The following is a 21,536-nucleotide window of genomic DNA, read 5'->3' as shown; positions in this document are numbered from 1 at the left end:
TTTTGGTTATTCAACCAGCTTGCAGGGCTAAGCTACTGGCTTATTGCTAAAAGTCGGCACTGGTGTGTATGAAAAAACCACTCTGGCCAAACTGATTGAAACTATATTCTAACTTGAGTACGGCGTCGTAAATACTGGCAATTTCTAAACCCAAGCCGGCAGTACGCAGCAGGCGGTTGTTCATAAAGTTGGTAACGCCCGGCACTTTGTCATACACATACCCCAGGTTGCCATAGCCTTTCAGGTAAAAAGTAAAGGGGATGCGGCTGTAGGTCTTCCATTTTTCGGGCCCTTTAAAGGTGGTGCTAAACAACTTACGGCGCAATGTGGTGCGGCCCATAATGCCAAAGGTTCCATCAATCACATTGTACTCCAGGCCCTGCATGTACAGGCTGCCGTAGCCCATCAAGCGGTTGTTAAAATACGCTTGCTGCCGCTGCAGTGTGTAAGCAAAAGCTGTTTGAAAATTGATATACGTTTTGGGCAAAAACTCCCAGGTAGCAAGTGCACGGCCACCAATCTGGCTCATGCTTAAAGCTTTGGAAAAACGATGACTGGCATTCATATCTATGTACCATCCACGCAGCGGAAAGGGTATATAGTCCACATTGAAATACTGGTAGTTGGCAATTATATCGAGATAGCTGGCCGATAGCTGGCCGTTGAGATAATTTGGATTGAGGTTGTAAAAAGCCGTATCAATTTTTTCCCAACCAAATACAGAACGCAGGTAAAAACGCTTTTGGCTACCCTTGCGGTAAGAGAAAGCGGCTTCCACCCGCAGGTAATCTCTGCCAAAACTCGGCAAGGATCTGAACAATTGTTTGTTGCTATCGGTAGCGTAGTTGATTTCGCGGTTGCGGCCGTAGTTCATGCCCACCGTAAAACCTTTTTCCATTTTCTTGTCTACGTAAGGTAGTTGGTACTTAAACTCAACCTGCTGTGTGTAGCCACCAATAATCCAGACGTTCATTTTATCATTTCTGCCGGTGGTATTGTTGTGGGCAATTTTTACGCCAAAAAGTGTTCTGTCGAGGCTGGCTTTGTAATCATTAATCCACACATTCCAGTTGCGGTCTACTACTTTAAAGTAGGGCAATGGAAACAAATACCATCGTTCGCTTACTACAATTTGAACATCGCAAAAGCCATCGCCGGCAGGTACACGGCTAAGCTCAACGGATACAAACAGTGTTGTATTCATGAGTTGCTCCTTGGTAAGGCGCATTTTTTTTTCGAGATCGGCGTTGGTGTAGTTAATGCCAGACCGGATGGCTACTTCGCGGTATACAATCGCTTCGCGGGTAACACGGTTGCCTACTATAGAAATGCTTCGGATAGTTGTTTTGCTGGTGTCGATACTGCCGTCGGGGTTAAAAGCTGGTTGCAGTGTATCGCTCAAGGCTTTTGTACTGGACCGCTGGCACCAGCAGGTGGCGCAAATCATCATCAGCAGTGTACAAAAAATTACCTTTCTCAGCAGCATGCACTCAATCCCTTTTTTTATAGACGAACAGGAAAGGTAGGGGCTCAGGGGAAACTGCCCAATCCTACATGGTTAAAAAATTCATGAGGTGCTGATAGTTTTGGCGCAGCTCATTTTCATAATGCTCTTCGCCAGCATAAAACACCAGGTGATAATCGTACCGCTGTAGCGTGGCTACAATATCACTTACCTCATTTTTATTGATGCGAATGGTTACCAACAGCATGCCCGTTTCCGGATGAACTGCAGTATTGAGCTGAGTAATGTGTGCATCGTTTGTTTCAATCAGTTTCGAAAGCTCACTGATGCTAAACTGATGGGGCTCCATTTCTACAACCAGCAGGGCACCGCCGCTATTGGCCCCAATCATTTGTGCCAAATACTGCAGCAATTGCTGCGCAGTTATGCAACCTATGTATTCATACTGGCCGGTTACTACAGGCACTACTGTAAGCTGCCTGCCTACCAGGCTGGCCACTGCTGTAAGAAAATGCTGCTCTGCAGCCACAGCAATAATGGGTGAATACTGAAACAATGATTCCAAAGTATCGTTGCTGTTGGCATCCAGCAAATCTGCTTCGGCTATGAGTGCTTCCAGCTTGCCGTTTTTTACAAGGGGTAAATGGGCAACCTCCTGGTCTTCCATTTGCAGCAGTGCTTGCTCAACAGTTTGCCCGGGCTGCAGTGCTGTAATCAGGGGCGATATCAACTGTTGGTTAAGCATGGTGTATTTTTTTTAAACAATACGCTAAGCAACAACGGTTGGCTCACTGTGCTTTGTTAAAAATCGGGAAAGCACCTCATTAAACTCCTGCGGCACTTCCATCATAGGGGCGTGGCCACAATGATCGATAATGTGCAACTCGCTGTTGGGAATGAGTTTGTTGAACTCTCGGCCTACAAACGGCGGCGTAATAATATCGTTGTTGCCCCAAATTAGGAGCGTAGGTTGTTGTATCTGATTCAGTTCTTCACCCAGATTATTTCGGATGGCACTCTTAGCCAAGGCAATAATCTTAATCACTTTCAATCGGTTGTTGGTGATTTCAAACACTTCGTCTACCAGCTCTTTGGATGCCACTTTGGGATCGTAAAAAGTCATTTCGGTTTTCTTACGGATGTATTCGTAATCGCCACGCTTGGGATAAGTATCGCCCATGCCATTTTCAAACAATCCTGAGCTACCGGTGAGGATGAGTGTTTTAATGCGTTCGGGGTGCTTGAGAATATGTACCAGGGCTACATGACCGCCAAGGCTATTGCCCAGCAGGTGAATGTTGTGCAGGTCTAAAGTTTCAATGAATTTCTGAACGTGCTTTTCGAGCCCGCCAACCGAGGTATGAAAAATATCCAGATCGAACAATGGCAGCATCGGTACAATCACCTTGTGTGTGAGCCTGAAGTGCTCCACCAGATCTTTGAAATTGCTGAGTGCTCCAAACAACCCATGCAGCAGTAGTAGGGGTTCACCCTCACCTACTTCTATATACTTGAATTTGTCTTTATGTTTTATCTCGTACGGCATGTAACTACGTGGCCTTTATGCTCAGTAAAAATAATAATTCGCATCCATAGGAATGGCGAATGCCGCTAATATAAAGGATTTGACTATACAGCCTGCAATATGTTGGCCTGCAATGCTTAAGCAGGTTTTTGTGCCGGGGTGGTAAGGCCATCGAATGCGGCTTCCAACTGGCCAAACAAATCTTTGAAAACAGGAATAAGCTTACCGATGCCATCCATGAGTACCGGAGCCATGGGCTGCAACATGCTATAAGCTACAGAAGCCTGCTTGGTATCGGCAGAAAGCAAGGCCATTTTATCGGCATAAAAAAGAGCAATGCTAAACAGCAATGCATACAGCAGGGTAAAAAACAAGATGCCGCCGAGTTTATTGGCCCATCCCATCATGCTCCATTCCAGTGTTTTTTCAATAAAGGCGGCAATGATTCGCACCAAAATAACTACCCCGGCAAAAACGAGTATGAACGATAATAGCGGTACCCAAGGCCCGAGGTTGGGAAAGTGTGCCAGCAAGTATTGGCCGGCCATGCCGCTGAGTTTGAGAGCAGCTGCAGCACCCACAAAAATGCCAATGAAAGAAAACAGCCCAACAATCAATCCTTTTTGTAGCCCTTTCCACACGGCAATGGCCAATACTACTAATGCAATGATATCAATCGTCATACAGATAAAAATAGGCGATGCAGTAAAACAAAACCCGCTGCCCATACGATCGATGGAAGCAGCGGGTTTATTGTATTTGATCAGGCAAAAACTATTGACCGCTGAGCTGGGCTTTTACCATGGCGCTAATGGCTTTACCATCGGCTTTACCCGCCAATTGCTTGGTGGCCACGCCCATTACCTTGCCCATATCGGCAGGGCTGCTGGCACCGGTTTCGGCCAGTATGGCGGCAATGGCTGTTTTCAATTCTTCTTCGGTCATTTGCTTGGGCAAAAACAAATTGATGACATCAATTTCTTCCTGCTCCTTCACCGCCAAATCGGCGCGGCCTTGCTGGGTGTAAATATCGAGGCTGTCTTTGCGCTGCTTCACCAGCTTTTGCAAGAGTTTCATTTCATCGTCGGCACTGATTTCGCCATTGGCACCTTCGCTGGTTTTGGCCAAAATAATGGCTGCTTTAATGGCCCGCAACGAACGTAGTTTGGCTTCGTTCTTTGCCTTCATGGCTTCTTTCAATTGCTCCATTATCTGTGTTTCTAAGCTCATGGTATTGCTGTTTTTTATTTGCAAAAAGAATGATGGTTTGGCACTGCAAGGTACGTGAATATGCGGCCATTACTCCCGTACAATGTGTGCTCCCAATGCCTGCAGGCGGCCGTCGATGTTTTGATAACCACGGTCTATCTGTTCAATGTTTTGAATCACACTTTTGCCATCGGCACTCAGGGCGGCAATGAGCAATGCTACACCTGCCCGAATGTCGGGGCTGCTCATGGTAATGCCCCGCAGGTTTTGGCTGCGGCCAAGACCGATAACGGCGGCACGATGCGGGTCGCACAATATAATTTGGGCACCCATATCTATGAGTTTGTCGGTAAAAAACAGGCGGCTTTCAAACATTTTTTGGTGTATGAGTACACTGCCCCGGGCTTGTGTAGCTACTACAAGCATAATGCTTAGCAGGTCGGGGGTGAGGCCCGGCCACGGATGATCGTAAATGGTGAGTACACCACCGTCCATATAGGTTTGAATTTCGTAGCTGTCTTGCTCGGGCACTACAATATCATCACCTTCAATACTGAACTGAATACCCAGCTGCCGAAACTTTTCGGGAATGATGCCGAGGTGCGGAATGCCACAACCCTGAATGCGGATATTGCTTTGCGTCATGGCGGCGAGGCCAATGAAGCTGCCAATCTCAATCATATCGGGCAGCATGCGGTGCTCGGTACCTTTCAAAGAGCTTACACCTTCAATGCTGAGCAGGTTGCTGCCAATGCCGCTAATCTTGCCACCCATGCGGTTAATCATGGCGCAGAGCTGCTGCAGGTAAGGTTCGCAGGCGGCGTTGTAAATGGTAGTGGTGCCGGGTGTAAGCGATGCGGCCATTACAATGTTGGCAGTCCCGGTTACACTGGGTTCATCCAGCAAAATATAGGTTCCCTTCATGGCATCGCCACTCAGGTGGTAAAAGCCATCTTCGGGATGATAGGTGAATGTGGCGCCCAGTTTTTCAAAACCGATAATATGGGTATCGAGCCGGCGGCGGCCAATTTTATCGCCACCGGGCTTGGGTACAAAGGCTTTTTTAAACCGGGCCAGCATGGGGCCTGCGAGCATCACACTGCCCCGCAGCTTACCACTTTTTTTATGAAAAGCGGGGCTGTGCAGATAATCAACATCTACATCATCGGCCTGAAAAATGCAGGTGTCCCGCTGAGGCCTTTGCACTTTTACACCCATCTCCTGCAGCAGTTCTATCAGCAGGTTTACATCCAGTATATCAGGTATATTGGTAATGGTTACAGGCTCGGCGGTGAGCAACACAGCCGAAATGATTTGCAGGGCTTCGTTTTTGGCGCCTTGTGGCACAATAGTGCCGCTGAGTTTGTGGCCGCCTCTTACTACAAATTGACTCATACGCTTTCGCCAGCATGACGATTGACAGTGGCCGCCTTGCTGTAGCTGCGAAAATGCCAAATAGTTGCAGCACTAAAAAATGCAATACGAAAACTTACTTCTTGCTTATTGTATAATACTGAGCTTATAGCCTGCATCCACCCGAAATGAAGCTCCGGGAGCTACCGTTAAGCTTTTCACTTCCGCGTTTCTACGCATAATTACATTGCCGCTATTGATGATGACATGTGTATTGGCATCGGGCACAATGCCTTCGCTCCAGTTGGCATTGTTATCCCAGGCAGTAGCGGTGCCTCCCACCCATGTGCTGGTAAATTCCCGCCTAAACTGCAGCATCCATTCGTATACATTCTTGCCATTCTCTCTATAGCTTGGGTTGTAAGTATTGCTCCATGCATCGTGCCCCGAAACCGGAAAAATGGTTTTGCGGGCCAGCGGATTGGGAGGCACTGCGGCACCATTGATGTAACTCACATAATTATCGGTGTTGCTTACGGGCACGGTGGGGTCGGTTTGGTTGTGGGTGGCCCACACAGGCAGGTTGTGCTTGGCCATGGTGGCACCACGGGCTGTGCTGGGGGTAGTGGCGCCACAAACGGGTACAATGGCGGCAATTTTGCGGCATATTGCGGCACTGTTGCTGGCATAGTTCCACGTAACACCGCCACCCATGCTAAGGCCTGTTACATAAATACGACTGCGATCTACTTTGTACGTTGCCATCAAATAGTTCACCAACGTATCCATGTCGCCCGGTGTAGGCCATTCTATAAACTGTGGTGATATCACGATGGGTTTGTGCCACTGACCTTCTACATTAAAAGAATCGGGCCATGACTTGTTGTTGATGAGTTTAGGTGGGCCATTACGAAGCACCAGTGGCAGCTTGGCAGCAGATCCATCGCCCAGTTCGCCAAGGCCATGTACAAATACTATCAGTGGAAATTTTTGCGAAGGATTATTGGCATACCCGCTGGGTAGGTATTCATAAAAGCCGTTGCAATTGAGGTTTACTTTGGTGTATCGGGGTGTTTGCACTTGTGCCTGCCCGGTGCTGCTGAGCAAGCACACACTTAGCAGGATAAGTGCAGCCAGCCTGCTGCATCTTTCCAGGTAATTCATAAGTAATCTGAAACAAACCGTACCAGCTGTAAAATATTTACAGCCACTTTTGAACTTCAATATTAGTGCCAAAATGTGCAAGGGCAAGAGATAAATTGTGCCGCAATGCCCAAAAAAGCTGGCTTCTCCACAGTTTCGCTATTAGAAGGGATCAATACCGACAGGTTAAAAAATAGCAGCTGTGTTTTGAATCAACGAGGGAAACAGTTAACTTACCCATCATTAAATTTTTTTATACCATGCAACTAAGCCCGCTGAAGTCTTTTCGTTTTGCAATGATGGCCGCTGTAATGATGGCCTCTTTTTTTGTAACCGCCTGTGGTTCGTCGGAAGAAAAACCTGCTGAAACTACCACCGCAGCCCCCGCTGCTGACTCTACCGCACCGGTAGAAGATTCTGTGGTGCGAGATTCTGCCTCTACCCGACCAGTGGTAACACCCAATACACCACCACCTGCACAGCAATAATGCTGAAAAGCCGGCTCACTTACGGAGCCGGCTTTTTTATTTTTAGCCGTAGTGTTTTCAGCCGTACCATGTAGGCGGGTAAGGTGCCGGCAGGCCTGTTGGTAAGCTTTTCAATTATCCAATGCTCCAACCGGTGGTGTGCAGGTATAAGCAACGATGCTATACTTACAAAAATGAGTAACTCATACACTGGGTTGTGATGGGTAAATTCAGCTACCAGCGGATGAAGTAACAGCGTTAGAAACTCAAATAATATGAGCAGTGAAATGATACCCATAAAGCGGATAACACGGGTATGTATTTTTCGCTTACTCAAAAAGAAAGTGCACAAAAATACCAGCGGAATAAAAATGCTGATGAACAGGTATTGCAGTTGTTTCGATCTTTCCTCCTGAGCTTTCATGCGGTTAATAGCTGCTTCTTGCTGGCGCAGTTGCTCGTTGGTAGAAAGCATTTCCATTTGCCTTACCCGCTGCCGGCTATTGATGGAATCGCTTAGTATGGTGGCTCTTTCTAAAAAAGCAAAAGCACTATCTGGCCGTCGATTGTTTTTGTATAACGTAGTAAGCATTTGTGCAGCATCGAGAGCACGGGAAGGAAAGTTTACTTTTTGCGCCAGCTCAAAAGATTGAGTGGCAAAATAAATAGCCGAATCACTACGCTGCAACCGCTGAAATAAGCGTGCCAGGCCCAGGTATGCTTCGCAAAGCAAATCATTGTCGCTGGCGTTTATCAGTAAGGGTATGGCGGTGTAATAATATTGCGCAGCCCTGTCGTACTGTTGTTGTTTTTGGGTGCTGTGGCCAAGTCCTACCATGGAGGTAGCCATAAATCCACTATCCGATGCAGCTGTTGCCAGCATGAGCGACTTACTAAAAAACAGGTAAGCAGAATCGTTGATTTGCATACGATCGTACAAGTCGCCAATGTTGAGTGCGCTGTTGTATCGTATATCATTCAGGCTAAATTTTTCAATTAAAGAATCGGCCCGCAAATAGTAGCGCAAAGCTTCTCTATACTCTTGCTGAAACATGTAAACCACTCCAATATTCATCACTACACTTGCCAGGTTGCGGGGCATGTTTCTGGTTTCTTCAATTTGTAATTTGCGCAGGTAGTAATCCAATGCTGTGGGATAGTTGCCCAGTTTAATGAGCGTATTTGCAATAACCCCCAATGACCTCGATTCACCTTCGGTGTATCCCAACTGCTGCGCCAGCGATAGGGCCTGCTGTGCCAGATACAAAGCCGTGTCGGGAGTGTGCTTATTCATTTGGTCGGCCAGCTGCCATTGACGTATTACAGTATGCGTATCTGCTGCGGGCTTCGCCAACAGTTTTCTAAGGCTGTCTTCCTTTTGCCGTTGGGCAAAGGCCATGCCTACACACATGAAGATGATAAATAATATAAAAAACGGACGGGTGACGTAAGGTAGTTGCATGATCTATTGAGCGGTGTTGCGTGAATGTAAGTGGCAATGCCGGCATTCCAAAACAGTCGTTGTCAGATTTTTCTTATTTGCAATATTATACAAGCCACCGCAGAACTTGCTAAAGCCAAAAATGAAACGTACATTCAAAAAGCAACTTGATGTCCTGCTTCTTTTTACACCCTCTTCAAACCCCTTGTTATGCGTTTTTACTCACTTCTTATGCTTTGTCTTTTTGGAGCTTTCACTGCGTTCGGCCAATCTATTTACCGGTGCAGTTACGAATCATTTAATGCAGCAACCGGCGAGCCGCAAATGCACGAAGCATTCATTGTTCGGTTCGATGATGGTACCGGTTTTGTACGGGTGCATTTTACAGATAGTAAAGGCAATCAAGATGCGGTTGTTGATATGGATTTGACCGAAGCTATCGAAACATTTAAGGCACAGTCGAGAACGGAAAAGGACACAACATTTATGCTGCTGCAGGGCGAAAATCCACGAATGGTGCGGGGTAATATGCAGGAGAAATATGCACTCGATGCATTTGGTTTTTTTGAAGATGAAGAAGGTTTTTTTGTGCCATGGAAAGTATTCAGAGGCGATTTAATCCACGATGAAGATGACCAGATTGAAGTGCTGGAGTATGAAGGCGCTTCATTGATAACAGACGAAGACCTGACAGAAGAATTAGTATCTCAATTCTTTAATAAAGACGAAGAATTTTATACCAGTTTGTTCAATGTTTCTGTAAGGCCCTTACGCCCCGATCAGTTGGGCACCACCCTGCACTTGCTGGTGGTGGCCGATACGCAGGATGAAGAAATAGGACCTACCTGTGAAAAAGACCGGCTAAGAGTAACCAAAAACTATCGAGAGTTGGCTATGTTCATGGGAATTGGCTTCAAAGAAACGGCGGTGTTTGGCCCCAGCTACAACAAGAAAAATGTAGAGGCTGCTATTCAGGCGTTACGCCCATCACCCAAAGACATTGTTGTGTTTTATTACACCGGGCACGGGTTTAGCAACCCACAGGACCAGCATCAGTTTCCACACCTTGTATTAAGGCAGGCTAGTTTTGAACCGCTGAAAGAAAACTCGCTGAACATGGAAATCATCTACAATATGATAAAAGCAAAAGGTGCGAGGGTAAACCTGGTGATGAGCGACTGCTGCAACAGCGATCCTGCTGCCATAGCTCCCACCATGGCCGATGTAACACGTACCAGAAACTCTGGCGTACCGTGGGATAAAAACACATGTCAGGCGTTATTTATGCCTGCCAAGCCTGTTTCCATATTGATGACGGCAGCGTCAAAAGGTGAATTAGCAGCTGGCAATATGGCGTATGGCGGCTTCTTTTCTTACAATTTTAAAGCGGCACTCGATCGTTCGCTGAGCCCTTTCAATGCCATGCGGGGCGTTACCTGGGATCAGATTATTAAAGACGCTCAAAAGCAAACCATCCTAAAAGCCAACAATACCATTTGCGATATTCCCACGGTAGGGCAGAAACCCTGTGTGCAGCATCCGATTTTTAGAATCAACTAATATCTTTCACATACATACAAACCAGGCCGACATTGCGTCGGCCCGGTTTGCTTTAGGCATCAGCTCATTACCATCTGCCTCTGCCACGGCCACCCGTCCAGTAGCCTTGTACCCATATCCAACCACCACGGCTGCGGTGCCAGTAGCCGGGTACATATTGCATGTGCTTGCGGGGCACGGTCCAGTAGCCGGGCTGGTATGCATAGCGGCCATTGCGCCAAATCCATTCTGCATCTATCCAAATGTGCATGCCCGATGGGCGAAGCGTAGGCCGTACATAAGGTGCATTGGGCCGCTGCCTTACCGGATACATGTTTCGGCTTCGGTTATCGTCAATCCTGTCGCGGTCATCGTAGCGTCTTTCATAGCGGTCGTCGCGGTCGTACCGGTCATCATCTCGGTCACGGTACTGGGCTTGCACAGCAGTTGCTACAAACATCATTGCCATCAAAGCCAATCGGTGGGGGGTAAAAAATGTACTGCGCATAGTATTATGATTTTGCACATATGGAATGCCGGAGAAAACATTCGTTTACTAATGAAATCAAAAAGCCTAACTCCTAATTGGTTATGGTTTTGCAAAAAGATTGTGTAGGGTACAACTAACAAGGGTTTGTTACCTTCGCCGCCCCAAAAGGATTTTTCTGATATGATTGATAAACTGGAAGCCATAAAGGCAAGATTTGAACAGGTAGGTGTAGCCCTTACCAACCCCGAAGTGGTGAGCAACCAAAAGGAGTTTGGTACACTGAGCAAAGAATACCGCCAGTTAGAAAAAATTGTGCTACCTTTTGAGGAGTATAAAAAAGTGCTGGCCGACCTCGAATTCAGCAAAGAATTACTGGCCGGCGAAGATGCCGACATGCGGGAACTGGCTAAAGAAGAATTGCCCGTATTAACTGAGCGTTTCGAAACGTTGGAAGCCATCCTGAAAAAACTGCTGATACCCAAAGACCCGCAGGATGATAAAAATGCCATTTTGGAAATACGTGCCGGTACAGGTGGCGATGAAGCCAGTTTATTTGCCGGCAACCTGTTGGAAATGTACCTGCGCTACTGCAACAAAAAAGGCTGGAAAACGGCTTTGGTAAGCGAAAGCGAAGGCACCGTGGGCGGCTACAAAGAAGTGGTAGTAGAAGTAGAAGGCGAAGATGTATACGGCACCCTTAAGTTTGAAAGCGGGGTGCATCGGGTGCAGCGGGTACCCGCAACCGAAACTCAGGGACGGGTGCATACATCGGCAGCTACCGTGGCTGTAATGCCCGAAGCAGAAGAAGTAGATTTTGAACTAAACCCTGCAGATGTAAAAATGGAAACCTCCCGTAGCGGTGGTGCCGGTGGCCAAAACGTAAACAAGGTAGAAACCAAGGTAATGCTAACGCACATACCCACGGGCACCGTTGTAATTTGCCAAACAGAACGCAGCCAGCTGGGCAACCGCGAAAAAGCCATGACCATGCTACGAACCCGATTGTACGAAGAGCAGGTACGCAAGCACGAAGAAGAAATAGCCCGCCAGCGGAAAACACTGGTAAGTACCGGCGACAGAAGCGCTAAAATTCGCACCTACAACTACCCGCAGGGTAGAGTAACAGACCACCGCATAGGCCTCACTGTGTACAACCTTGATGCTGTAATGAGTGGGGAGATTGATGAATTTATTGAAGCCTTGCAACTCGCCGAAAACACTGAAAAAATGGCGAATATGCAGTAGCAATATTGTGCATTATGCCGGAATGGTTGCTGACGAAGTGTTGCTTCGCAGCAACCATTTTTTCATTTATCAATTGCCCAATTGTTGCAACTGGTAATAGAAATTTTTTGTCATTTTTTTTTGAAGGAGCCCTTTTGGCATTAACTTACCTACAAACTTCATAATATGTTAGATCAACTATTGCAAATGGTAAAAGAGTACGGCGAAAACGAAGTGGTACAAAACCCTGCTGTGCCTAACGAACAAAACAATGCCGTTATGAGTGAAGCCAGCTATGCGGTAGCCGGCACGTTGCAACAAGCTATTGCCAATGGCAATGTACAGGAACTCATGGGCCTTTTTCAGCAGGAAGAAAATGTAATGAGCAACCCACTGGCCCAGCAGGCACAGGGCTCGTTTGTAGAGAATATTACCAGCAAACTGGGCATTGATGGCAATACGGCTAAAGGTATTGCAGGTTCATTGCTGCCCATGATTATGCAGACTTTGGTAAAACGTACTAACAGCACTGCGCCCGAAGACAGCGGCTTTAATATCAGCAGCCTTATTGGTAGCCTCACCGGTGGTGGCCAGCAGGGCGGGTTGGATATTGGAAACATCATTAGTCAGTTTACCGGCGGCGGCAATAGTGGCGGTGGCGGATTAGATCTCAATAACATCATCAATCAGGTTAAGGGCAACAACGAGCAACAGCCGGGCAATAGTGGTGCTGGCGGATTGATGGACATGATTCAGGGTTTTTTCGGCAAGTAATGTCACAGTTGTATCAGCAGCCTGTTAAGCCTTGCAAAAACATTGGCAGACCTGTGTTAAATCACGGTTAATCAGAACTAAAATCATGATTTATTAGTGCAAGATTTCAGTACTTTGTTTTGTGATCGGGAAATAGTAAATTAGAGTTCCGAACAGATAAAGAGGTTTTGAAATTTTTAACAGCACTCACAGGTAACTTTCTAACACACACAACGTCTTACTGATACAAACAAGCGAATTAATTTTTTTCTCATAAGCAGTTAGTTTTGGTTGAGGCCCCAGTTTCTACTGGGGCTGATTTTTTGTATACAGTTTGCAATACTGATGTTTTCCGATAGGTTTGAAGCCAATTCATGTTTTTATGCCCATCAGGCTTCGCAAAACGCTTTGTATTGACTTTGGCAATACCCGACAAAAGGCTGCCCTTTTTCATCAGCAACAGCTGGTGGATGTTCACTATTTCGATGATGATTTAGCAAGCGGCATGGAAAGCCTGCTGCGCCAATGGCAGCCGGAATGCAGCATTCTGTCTTCTGTCATCAATCACCACAAAAGCATTGAAGACCTGCTACACCAGCATACCGAGGCCCATATTTTGCAGGCAAACAGCAAATTGCCTTTTGCAACCCCCGTGGGCAAGCCAGAAACAATTGGTGCCGACCGCTTAGCACTTTGTGCGGCTGCTGTACAAATGCACCCCGGCCAAAACAACCTGGTGATAGGTCTCGGCTCTGCGGTTACCTACAACTTTGTAAATGTGCGGAACGAATTTTTGGGCGGTGGCATTAGCCCCGGCATGGTGATGCGGATGAAAGCCCTCAATTCATTTACCGCCAAACTACCCATTGTAGACCCCGAGTGGAACGTGCCGCTGGTGGGCTACGATACCAAAACCAACATTCAAAGTGGCGTGGTGCTTGGGCTGGCCATAGAAATAGATGGGTTTATAGATGCTTACAAACAGAAGTACGGGGCATTTAACGTGCTTTTAACCGGGGGTGATTTAGTGCATTTGGCCCCCCACCTCAAAAACTTGATATTTGCCGACCCCGATTTATTGTTTAAAGGACTTTATGCAATTTGTGACCTCAATGTTTAAGCCGCTCCGAGTATTGGCCGTTTTGTCTGCCATCTCTTTATTTTATCAGGCAAAGGCGCAAATTAATTCGCCCTACTCCCGCTACGGCCTTGGTGAACTCTACAATTCCCGCAATGTAACCAACAGGGCTATGGGCGGCATTTCCGCAGCCTATGCCGATTATCAGGCGGTCAATTTTATGAACCCTGCTTCGTACAGCCAACTGCAAACCGTAACGTTTGATGTGGGTGCCGAAATGGAATCAAGGTCGTTGATTAACCCAACCAAAACCCTCAAATCTCAATCGGGTTACTTGTTGTTCAACTACGTGGCTATTGGTATGCCTTTGGCAAAAGATAAAAAAGGGATGACCAAATGGGGCATGGCTTTTGGCCTGCGCCCTTACACCCGTGTGGCTTATAATATTTCAGATGCCAGCCGATTGCCGGGCATTGATAGTGTACTCACCAGCTACAAAGGGCAAGGTGGTAGCTACCGTGCCTTTATTGGCACTGGCTATAGGGTAGGTGGTTTTTCTGCAGGTATCAACGTGGGCTTTTTGTTTGGCCAGCAAGACCTGAGCACAGAAAGAGTCATCACCAACGATTCGGTGTTTTACTTCAACGCCATGCAAAAAAGCAACACTTCTTACAGCAAGTTTAGCGCCGATGCTGGTTTTCAGTACAAGCTAAAGTTGGGTAAAGATTTTTACGCAAGGGTTGGAGCAAACGGCTTTTTGGGCAACAGTGTAAATGCCAGCCAGAGCCTGCTTCGCCAAACATTCGTGTACAATGCTACAACGGGTACCGACTCTCTTGATGTAGTAGAAAACATAAAAGATAATAGCGGGAAAATTGAACTGCCCGCAGGCTACTCAGTAGGCCTCACTTTCGAAAAAGAAGGCAGCTGGCTGTTTGGTGGCGAATACGAAACAGTTAACTGGAGCACCTTCCGCTTCTATGGTCGTGCCGACCAATTGGCCAATACCAAAATGCTTCGTTTTGGCGGCCATTTTATACCGCCAACTGCTGCTACCAGCAAAAGCTATTTTAGCAAAGTGGTATACAGGGCTGGTTTTTATACCGGTAAAGACATGGTAACCGTGGCGGGCAATCAGCTACCCGTTTGGGGTGTAACCTTCGGTATGGGTTTGCCCATTCGCCGGTACAATGTTTACTCCAATCAGTACACAGCTATCAATACTTCTTTTGAATACGGAAGGAGAGGAAATACTGATGTACCTATCCGCGAAACATTTTTCCGCCTCAACGTTGGTATAAGCTTGGGCGACCTGTGGTTTCAGAAGCGGAAGTTTGATTAATGGTTACTTTGCTGCATGGCAACTTCCAAAGCATATTGGTTAATCATTTGTAGTGCTATTGTCATAGCAACGGCCTGCGAAAACAATGTGCAGGAGGTAACCGCCCTTACCCGAAAAGTTCAAGAGGTAGAAGAAGGGAAAAACATCAAAGCCATTTTTAGCAGAAGTGCTAACCTGGCCGCTTACCTTACTGCACCCACTATGCAAAGGGTAAAAGGAGATACACAGTATGTCGATTTTCCCAACACCATCCATGTAGATTTTTATAACGACCTCAGAGTGCTGCAGAATGTAGTGACGGCAAAATTTGCCCGTTACTACGAAGGACTCAACAAAGTTTTTTTGAAAGACAGCGTAGTGGTGTACAATATGGTTGGCGACACTTTGCTTTGCCAAACACTATGGTGGAATCAAACAGAAGAATTGTTTTATACTGATGATTCGGTGTACATCCGCAGCCTTACCCGAAACCTGCGTGGCACAGGCTTTAGAAGTAAAAGTGATTTTAGCAAATACACCATCGATAATGTGGTGGGCCCTGTGCTGCTACCGGGCGAAACCGCCGATTCATCGGCCACTCCAGTGGATACTTTGAAACCCGTACTTAACAGTAAGCCAACGGTTGCCAAGCCCCAATAGCCCTACATTTGCCGCTTTTTGAAGCGATAAATAATCAACATGCTCCGACCTGCAACCGTAGCCGATTTTAGTTTTGTATACGACCTCTATTTTTTACCGGAAAACAACCCGTACCTCTTGTACGAACCCATGAGTAAAGATGCGTTTGAACCCATTTTTGCAGCACAGCTCAACGAAGGTGTCAAGTATATTTTCGAGATCAACGGGCATGCAGTGGGCATGGTAAAAATAAGCGGCTACACGCACCGCATGGCGCATGCTGCTTACATCGGCGCTGTAGCTATTCATCCAACATATGTACGTAACGGTTTTGGATTACTGCTGATGCATGAAACGATTCATTTTTGCAAAAGCCTTGGCTATACCCGACTCGAACTGGATGTAGATGACGACAACCCCAGGGCCAAACGCCTGTACGAAAAAGCCGGCTTTGAAACGGAAGGCCTGCTGCGCAACTACTCTAACCGTGTCGCTGCAGGGCAGTTGGTACACAACTACCGCATGGGCATTTTATTGTAAAGAAGAATCATCACTATTGTGTATTTGTGCCAGGCGCCATTCTTCCAGCATGGGCCACAAATCGGCACTGAAAGCATTGTAACATGCTTGTAACAAGGGCAGGTGTTGCTGAAACAATGCAAAACCAGTAGCACTATCGGTAAGGTGCTGGCTACGCCGCACTACGCCGCCAAAACTTTTTTCCATACCCCACATACTGCGGTAGTGGTACAGCCAGTTTTGCAACCGCATGTAGTGTAGCATCCCCTTAAATTTTTCGGGCAACACATCATGGTGGTCTTGCAGGGTTTGGTAGGTAAACTGTGCAAAGGATTCGAGGGCTGCTGCGTTGGTAAAACAACGGGGGTCGTTGGCTACGAAATAATCGAAACTCACATCTACAAAAGCACCGGCATATAAACGATAGTGCGGCCGGAAAACAGTTTTGGCTTCCTGCACTGCAGCATGTGCATCGGTAAATGTATCGATGAGGCGGTGTAACCGAATGCCGGTATGTATAGCCGACGGATAGTCGTATTGTTTTTTGCCTTTTACAAAATCGCTGATCATATTGCCCACCAGCCAGCCCGGCTCCCGAAACGAACAGTATGCATGCGCCAGATAATTCATTGCAGCAATATACACCAGTTGCTAAGAGCAAAAGGCAATTACACCCCCATGCCTTCTCTAGCCTGATGCAGGACAGGTTGTGCGAAAACACTAAAGGCAAAATCCTCTTGCATTGCACTATTTTTGCGCCTCAATATTTCGCAAAGTCTCATGCTGCGTGGTTTGCAGCATGATCTGAAGGCGGTTACTTTTAAATTCAAACAATGAACAAAGGACCCGTTTCACAATTCATTCTCCATCATTACCGTCACTTCAATGCTGCAGCACTTGTTGATGCTGCCAAAGGCTATGAAACACATTTGGCCGAAGGCGGCAAAATGATGGTTACCCTGGCTGGTGCCATGAGTACCGCCGAGTTGGGTATCAGCCTGGCCGAAATGATTCGGCAGGATAAGATTGCCATCATTAGCTGCACCGGTGCCAACCTCGAAGAAGACGTGATGAACCTGGTAGCCCACAGCCACTACAAGCGTGTGCCCAACTACCGCGACCTAACGCCACAAGATGAGTGGGATTTGCTCGAAAATCATTACAACAGGGTAACCGATACCTGCATTCCGGAAGAGGAAGCTTTCCGCCGTTTGCAAAAGCATTTGGTAAAGCAGTGGAAAGATGCTGAAGCCAAGGGCGAACGCTATTTTCCGCATGAGTTTTTATACAAAACTGTATTGAGTGGTGAGCTGGAGCAGTACTATGAAATTGACCCCAAAAACAGCTGGATTGTAGCCGCTGCGCAAAAGAACATTCCGATTGTAGTACCCGGTTGGGAAGACAGCACTACCGGCAACATTTTTGCCAGTTATGTTATTAAAAACGAACTGAAAGCCAGCACGGTAAAAAGTGGTATTGAATACATGGTTTGGTTGACCGAATGGTACCGCCAAAACAGCAGTGGCAAGGGCGTTGGCTTCTTCCAGATTGGTGGTGGTATTGCCGGCGACTTCCCGATTTGTGTGGTGCCCATGATGTATCAGGATTTGGAATGGCATGATGTTCCTTTCTGGAGTTACTTCTGCCAAATCAGCGATAGCACTACGTCTTACGGTTCTTACAGTGGTGCAGTACCCAACGAAAAAATTACCTGGGGCAAGCTCGATATTCATACACCTAAGTACATTGTAGAAAGTGATGCGACAATTGTAGCACCGTTGATGTTTGCGTACATCTTGGGTTGGTAAAGTAAGTTTGCAGGTTGCAAGTTTTCCTAACGAAACTTGTTTGTCTTAGTGGTTTTGTGGTTTGCAATCCACGGCATTTGTTACAACCATTTTACACAGGTTGGTAGATTGACCAAATAATAGGGCCATCAATCAACCAACCTGTTTTTTATTTCCTTTTTAATTTCATCAATATGGAATATCGTCGGTTAGGCAAATCAGGACTACAGGTTTCAGTTCTCAGCTTTGGCAGTTGGGTTACTTTTCACAAGCAGCTGGAAGATGGCAGTGCCGATGAACTCATGGGCATAGCCTACGACAACGGCATTAATTTTTTCGACAATGCCGAAGGCTACGCTTTTGGTGAAAGTGAAAAAATGATGGGCCGTGTACTGCAGCAAAAAGGTTGGGACCGCACCAGCTATGTGCTCAGCAGCAAAGTGTTTTTTGGCAGCCGGCCCAACAACAAGCCCAACCAAACCGGGCTCAGCCGCAAGCACATAGTAGAAGCCTGCCACGAAGCCTTGCAACGCCTGCAAACTGATTATCTCGATTTGTATTTCTGCCACCGCCCCGACCAAAACGTGCCCATGGAAGAAATAGTGTGGACGATGAACCACCTGATACAACAAGGTAAAATATTGTACTGGGGCACCAGCGAATGGAGTGCTCAGGAAATAACAGAAGCTCACATGGTAGCCAATCGGTATCGGCTGATAGGTCCTACCATGGAGCAACCTGAGTACAACATGTTTAACCGTACCAAACTCGAAAAAGACTACCTCAATATTTTCAACAACATAGGCCTCGGCACTACTATATGGAGTCCGCTGGCTGCAGGGGTGCTTACCGGCAAGTACAACAATGGCATACCTGAGGGCAGCCGCCTGGCCATGGAAGGCTTTGAGTGGTTGGTAAATAAACAACTGAACGACGACCGCATTGCCAAAGTGCGGCAGTTGGTTCCTATAGCCGAAGAACTGGGTTGCAGCATGGCATCGCTGGCTATTGCGTGGTGTGCCGCCAACCCCAATGTGAGTACCGTTATTTTAGGCGCTACCAAGGCTTCGCAGCTTACGCAAAACCTGCAGGCGTTGGAAGTATTGCCCAAGCTGACACCGGATGTAATGCAACGCATTGAGGCGGTATTGCAAAACAAACCTGTGGTGACCCCCTGGTAAATCGGTGTAGGCAAACAGAACGGCTGAATGTTTTAGCACAAAGCAAACACCTTGTGGCACTTACCTTTGCGCCTTCATGAAAAAGAGTGCTCTTCCATATTTGGCATTGGTGCTGACTTCGGTGGTGTGGGGTACTACCTGGGTGGCTTCTAAGTTTGGTATACAAGGTGTGCATCCGTTGTTTTTCTCTGCCATTCGCCAGTTGCTGGGCGGTTTGTGTTACCTCATTTTTTTTGCCGCCATAGGCAAAGCGGTGTGGCCCAGCCGCAAAGAGTGGGGCTACCTCATTATGATGGCGCTGCTACTTTTTGTAAGCAGCAATGGCCTCACTACCTGGGGCATTAAATATATCAATAGCGGACTTGCTGCTATTATTGGGGCCATCTTTCCCTTGTTTGTAGCCATTATAGACTGGGCACGGGGCAGCAGCGATAAACCCAATATTTTGGCCAGCATTGGATTGATTTTGGGCTTTGCCGGTGTGGCCGTTATTTTTTACGAGCACATTGCCGACTTTTCCAACAGCGATTTTTCTTTCGGCATCATCCTTTCTCTTATCGCCGCTTTTACCTGGGCTGTAGGTACCGTTATTACCACCAACAACAGCGTTGGCCTCAACCGCTATTATAGTTTGGGTTGGCAAATGTTTTTAGCGGGCTTCATGCTCACCTGTATTTCTACAGGGGCTGGCTTTGCCATGCCGTTGCAAGAAATACCAGCACAAACCTGGTACGCCTTGGCATACATGGTTACGTTTGGATCCATCATTACGTTTGGTGCTTTCATTTATTCGCTGCAGCATTTGCCTACCACACTGGCATCTATTTATGCATACATCAACCCCATGGTGGCAGTAGTACTCGGCCACTTTATGTTGGGAGAAGCATGGAGCCTGTTTTTACTCGTAGGTGCTTTGGTAACGGTAGCGGGTGTTTTTTTGGTAAACACCGGGTTCAAAAAAGCACGGGCTGGTGAAGCGGTTACCTGGCGCAGTTTGCTGCTTGGTCGCCGGGCTTAGCATCAGGTATTTTCTGCTAATCGTTGGTCGCGGTCAAACTCTCTGAAAATAAGCCGCAAGCTTTGGTCGTAAGTGAGGTAGTTGTACATCCAGTTGATAAACACCATGAGTTTGTTTTTAACCCCGAGTATCAGCATCAGGTGTAAAAACATCCATACCAACCAGGCAAACAAGCCCCCGAAGTGCCATCTTTTTCCCGACGATTTTGGAAATGGCAGATCAACCACTGCTTTGTTGCGGCCAACTGTGGCCATACTGCCGAGATCGTTGTATTCGTATGCTTTCCAATGGGTAGTATCGTAGCTGTATTTATGCCAGTTACTGGCAAGGTTGGCTGCCTGATTGATGGCTACATTGGCCACCTGCGGATGCCCGTTGGGATAGTTGGCTGTTTGCATCCATGCCACATCGCCCAGTGCATACACATTATTAAAACCTTCTACCTGATTAAACTGGTTGACCTTGATGCGGTTGCCCCGCACAAGAAGTGAAGGGTCGATGCCATCGGGCACGTTGCCTTTTATGCCTGCAGCCCATATCACCAATCCGCTTTCGATAGTCTTACCATCTTTTAGTGTAATGGTTTGCCCATCGTAAGTATCCATAAGCGTATTGGTCATAACTTCTACACCTAATTGTTGCAGGTATTGCTGGCTTTGCCGGCTGCTGCTTTCGCTCATGGCACCAAGTGTTTTACCCGTGCCTTCAAGTAGCAAAATGCGCATTTTCGAAAAATCAATTTCAGGATAATCTTTAGGCAGTACAAAGCTTTTCATTTCGGCAATGGCGCCGCTCAGTTCTACACCAGTTGGCCCGCCGCCTACTACTACAATCGTAAGTAATCGCTGCTGCAAAATGGGGTCCTGTGTGTATAGCAGCGCTTCAAAGTTGGTAATGATTTTATGCCGTAGTTGCAAAGCTTCTACCGTACTTTTCATGGGGTAGGTATGTTGCTCTAAATCAGCATTGTCAAAGAAATTGGTATCTGCACCGGTGGCAATCACTAAGTCGTCATAAAACTGCGTACCGTGTTCGGTATGTACCACTTGTGATTTGGTATCAATGGCGGTTACTTTATCTAGTCGTATGCGTACGTTTTTGCTGTTATGGAAAACTTTGCGCAGCGGAAAAGAAATATTACTGGCATCTAGCCCACCCGTAGCTACCTGATAAAACAAGGGTTGAAACTGATGATAGTTAAAACGGTCGATGAGGGTAACTGCAAATGAGGGCTTAGTATTGAGTTTTCGGGCCAATTGCAAACCGGCGAAACCACCACCGATAATGACCACTTTGCGGATTGTGTGCATAGTACAAGATAACAATGCTTATTGGTAAGAGTTTGTTAGCTGAATCATAAAGCTGCCCGTTTGTGCCGGCGCAA

The 21,536-nt window shown here is 46.9% G+C and carries 22 protein-coding genes; 11 read left to right on the top strand and 11 right to left on the bottom strand.

What is annotated here, in order from left to right; translation table 11 throughout:
• Positions 1 to 46: 46 nt before the first annotated feature.
• The 7 genes from V7Q13_RS06405 to V7Q13_RS06375 all read right to left on the bottom strand — a co-directional run bounded on the left by V7Q13_RS06405 (position 47) and on the right by V7Q13_RS06375 (position 6,716).
• A complete protein-coding gene (locus V7Q13_RS06405; protein WP_333799851.1) occupies positions 47 to 1,402 on the bottom strand; it encodes a POTRA domain-containing protein in 1,356 nt (451 codons plus the stop codon).
• A gap of 148 nt (positions 1,403 to 1,550) precedes the next feature.
• Positions 1,551 to 2,210: a CBS domain-containing protein gene (locus tag V7Q13_RS06400; RefSeq protein ID WP_333799850.1), complete on the bottom strand. Its 660-nt coding sequence runs from the start codon at positions 2,208 to 2,210 to the stop codon at positions 1,551 to 1,553.
• Between the two features lie 24 nt (positions 2,211 to 2,234).
• A complete protein-coding gene (locus tag V7Q13_RS06395) occupies positions 2,235 to 3,011 on the bottom strand; it encodes an alpha/beta fold hydrolase (RefSeq protein WP_333799849.1) in 777 nt (258 codons plus the stop codon).
• A 116-nt stretch (positions 3,012 to 3,127) separates the two neighbouring features.
• A complete protein-coding gene (locus tag V7Q13_RS06390) occupies positions 3,128 to 3,673 on the bottom strand; it encodes a CvpA family protein (RefSeq protein WP_333799848.1) in 546 nt (181 codons plus the stop codon).
• Positions 3,674 to 3,764: 91 nt separating this feature from the next.
• Positions 3,765 to 4,220, bottom strand: coding sequence for a GatB/YqeY domain-containing protein (locus tag V7Q13_RS06385; RefSeq protein ID WP_333799847.1), 456 nt, complete (start codon positions 4,218 to 4,220; stop codon positions 3,765 to 3,767).
• A 69-nt stretch (positions 4,221 to 4,289) separates the two neighbouring features.
• The gene (murA, locus tag V7Q13_RS06380; RefSeq protein ID WP_333799846.1) at positions 4,290 to 5,594 is read right to left on the bottom strand and encodes a UDP-N-acetylglucosamine 1-carboxyvinyltransferase; all 1,305 of its coding nucleotides are present in this window, start codon (positions 5,592 to 5,594) and stop codon (positions 4,290 to 4,292) included.
• A 105-nt stretch (positions 5,595 to 5,699) separates the two neighbouring features.
• Positions 5,700 to 6,716: a dienelactone hydrolase family protein gene (locus tag V7Q13_RS06375; protein WP_333799845.1), complete on the bottom strand. Its 1,017-nt coding sequence runs from the start codon at positions 6,714 to 6,716 to the stop codon at positions 5,700 to 5,702.
• Between the two features lie 239 nt (positions 6,717 to 6,955).
• On the opposite strand from V7Q13_RS06375, the gene V7Q13_RS06370 reads away from it, so the two are divergent.
• Positions 6,956 to 7,183 (top strand): hypothetical protein, encoded by a 228-nt coding sequence (locus tag V7Q13_RS06370; protein ID WP_333799844.1) that lies wholly within the window; start codon positions 6,956 to 6,958, stop codon positions 7,181 to 7,183.
• Between the two features lie 19 nt (positions 7,184 to 7,202).
• Here the strand turns inward: V7Q13_RS06370 and V7Q13_RS06365 are convergent, their stop codons facing one another.
• A complete protein-coding gene (locus V7Q13_RS06365; RefSeq protein WP_333799843.1) occupies positions 7,203 to 8,624 on the bottom strand; it encodes a tetratricopeptide repeat protein in 1,422 nt (473 codons plus the stop codon).
• 303 nt (positions 8,625 to 8,927) lie between these two features.
• Between V7Q13_RS06365 and V7Q13_RS06360 the strand changes: the two genes are divergently transcribed.
• Positions 8,928 to 10,163 carry a caspase family protein gene (locus V7Q13_RS06360; RefSeq protein ID WP_333799842.1) on the top strand — a complete coding sequence of 412 codons (1,236 nt, stop codon included), beginning with the start codon at positions 8,928 to 8,930 and terminating at the stop codon, positions 10,161 to 10,163.
• A gap of 67 nt (positions 10,164 to 10,230) precedes the next feature.
• On the opposite strand, the gene V7Q13_RS06355 is transcribed toward V7Q13_RS06360, so the two are convergent.
• On the bottom strand, positions 10,231 to 10,650 hold the full coding sequence (locus V7Q13_RS06355) for a hypothetical protein (protein ID WP_333799841.1): 420 nt from the start codon (positions 10,648 to 10,650) through the stop codon (positions 10,231 to 10,233).
• Positions 10,651 to 10,812: 162 nt separating this feature from the next.
• On the opposite strand from V7Q13_RS06355, the gene prfA reads away from it, so the two are divergent.
• From prfA to V7Q13_RS06325, 6 genes are all read left to right on the top strand, one after another.
• Positions 10,813 to 11,877, top strand: coding sequence for a peptide chain release factor 1 (gene prfA / locus V7Q13_RS06350; RefSeq protein WP_333799840.1), 1,065 nt, complete (start codon positions 10,813 to 10,815; stop codon positions 11,875 to 11,877).
• A 165-nt stretch (positions 11,878 to 12,042) separates the two neighbouring features.
• On the top strand, positions 12,043 to 12,630 hold the full coding sequence (locus V7Q13_RS06345) for a hypothetical protein (RefSeq protein ID WP_333799839.1): 588 nt from the start codon (positions 12,043 to 12,045) through the stop codon (positions 12,628 to 12,630).
• Positions 12,631 to 12,991: 361 nt separating this feature from the next.
• Positions 12,992 to 13,729: a type III pantothenate kinase gene (locus V7Q13_RS06340; protein ID WP_333799838.1), complete on the top strand. Its 738-nt coding sequence runs from the start codon at positions 12,992 to 12,994 to the stop codon at positions 13,727 to 13,729.
• The gene (locus V7Q13_RS06335) at positions 13,722 to 15,029 is read left to right on the top strand and encodes a hypothetical protein (protein WP_333799837.1); all 1,308 of its coding nucleotides are present in this window, start codon (positions 13,722 to 13,724) and stop codon (positions 15,027 to 15,029) included. Before V7Q13_RS06340 ends, V7Q13_RS06335 begins: the two co-directional genes overlap by 8 nt.
• A 15-nt stretch (positions 15,030 to 15,044) precedes the next feature.
• On the top strand, positions 15,045 to 15,668 hold the full coding sequence (gene lptC / locus V7Q13_RS06330; protein WP_333799836.1) for an LPS export ABC transporter periplasmic protein LptC: 624 nt from the start codon (positions 15,045 to 15,047) through the stop codon (positions 15,666 to 15,668).
• Between the two features lie 39 nt (positions 15,669 to 15,707).
• Positions 15,708 to 16,187, top strand: coding sequence for a GNAT family N-acetyltransferase (locus V7Q13_RS06325; RefSeq protein ID WP_333799835.1), 480 nt, complete (start codon positions 15,708 to 15,710; stop codon positions 16,185 to 16,187).
• Here V7Q13_RS06325 and V7Q13_RS06320 read toward each other — a convergent pair.
• Positions 16,179 to 16,796, bottom strand: a complete 618-nt coding sequence (locus V7Q13_RS06320; protein WP_333799834.1) for an acyl carrier protein phosphodiesterase — start codon at positions 16,794 to 16,796, stop codon at positions 16,179 to 16,181. The genes V7Q13_RS06325 and V7Q13_RS06320 overlap by 9 nt on opposite strands.
• Before the next feature lie 203 nt (positions 16,797 to 16,999).
• On the opposite strand from V7Q13_RS06320, the gene V7Q13_RS06315 reads away from it, so the two are divergent.
• From V7Q13_RS06315 to V7Q13_RS06305, 3 genes are all read left to right on the top strand, one after another.
• Positions 17,000 to 17,974, top strand: coding sequence for a deoxyhypusine synthase family protein (locus V7Q13_RS06315; protein WP_333799833.1), 975 nt, complete (start codon positions 17,000 to 17,002; stop codon positions 17,972 to 17,974).
• A gap of 173 nt (positions 17,975 to 18,147) precedes the next feature.
• A complete protein-coding gene (locus V7Q13_RS06310) occupies positions 18,148 to 19,134 on the top strand; it encodes a potassium channel beta subunit family protein (protein ID WP_333799832.1) in 987 nt (328 codons plus the stop codon).
• Between the two features lie 76 nt (positions 19,135 to 19,210).
• On the top strand, positions 19,211 to 20,152 hold the full coding sequence (locus V7Q13_RS06305) for a DMT family transporter (RefSeq protein WP_333799831.1): 942 nt from the start codon (positions 19,211 to 19,213) through the stop codon (positions 20,150 to 20,152).
• 2 nt (positions 20,153 to 20,154) lie between these two features.
• Here V7Q13_RS06305 and V7Q13_RS06300 read toward each other — a convergent pair whose 3' ends face one another.
• Entirely contained in the window at positions 20,155 to 21,462 is a 1,308-nt protein-coding gene (locus V7Q13_RS06300) for an NAD(P)/FAD-dependent oxidoreductase (RefSeq protein ID WP_333799830.1), read from the bottom strand.
• Positions 21,463 to 21,536 lie beyond the last annotated feature (74 nt).

Origin of the sequence: Phnomibacter sp., from assembly GCF_036803085.1 — a bacterium.
Lineage (GTDB): Bacteria > Bacteroidota > Bacteroidia > Chitinophagales > Chitinophagaceae > Phnomibacter.
Note: the sequence above shows the minus strand (reverse complement) of the source record. Positions and strands in the feature narration are given on the sequence as shown.